The organism is Bartonella sp. AA86SXKL, assembly GCF_042196885.1.
This window is the reverse complement of sequence record NZ_JBHIRE010000289.1, coordinates 1-750: the sequence shown is the minus strand read 5'-3', so window position 1 is coordinate 750 and position 750 is coordinate 1. Positions and strand designations below refer to the sequence as shown.

At 38.1% G+C, this 750-nt stretch carries 1 pseudogene; it reads left to right on the top strand.

Going from position 1 to position 750, the window contains the following annotated elements:
• Positions 1-750 (top strand): annotated as a pseudogene (locus ACFIO5_RS11590) (Vomp family autotransporter); the annotation flags it as partial.

Below are 750 nucleotides of genomic sequence, written 5' to 3'. Positions count from 1 at the left end.
CTGCACCTACCTTTAAGGTTAAAACAGTTAACGGTGAAGGCAAGGAAGAAGAGCAGACTTATCAGAATGTAGCGGAAGCTTTGACTGGAGTTGGTGCGTCTTTCATGAATGTTCAGAATAAAATTACTAATGAAATTACCAATCAAGTTAATAACGCAATTACGAAAGTAGAAGGCGATAGTCTTGTGAAGCAAGATAATCTTGGTATTATTACGCTTGGTAAAGAAAGAGGTGGTTTGAAAGTTGATTTTGCAAATCGTGATGGTTTAGATCGGACTCTTTCTGGTGTAAAGGAAGCGGTAAACGATAATGAAGCAGTTAATAAAGGCCAGCTTGATGCCAATATCAGTAAAGTTAATAATAATGTAACGAATAAGTTTAATGAACTTACTCAAAACATAACGAATGTTACGCAACAGGTAAAAGGCGATGCCTTATTATGGAGCGATGAAGCCAATGCCTTTGTGGCGCGTCATGAAAAGAGCAAGTTAGGAAAAGGTGCATCTAAAGCGACACAAGAAAACAGCAAGATTACGTATCTGTTAGATGGTGATGTTTCGAAAGATTCCACGGATGCTATTACAGGTAAACAGCTTTATTCATTAGGTGATAAGATTGCATCTTATTTAGGTGGTAACGCTAAATATGAGGATGGTGAATGGACTGCACCTACCTTTAAGGTTAAAACAGTTAACGGTGAAGGCAAGGAAGAAGAGCAAACTTATCAGAATGTAGCAGCGGCTTTTGAAG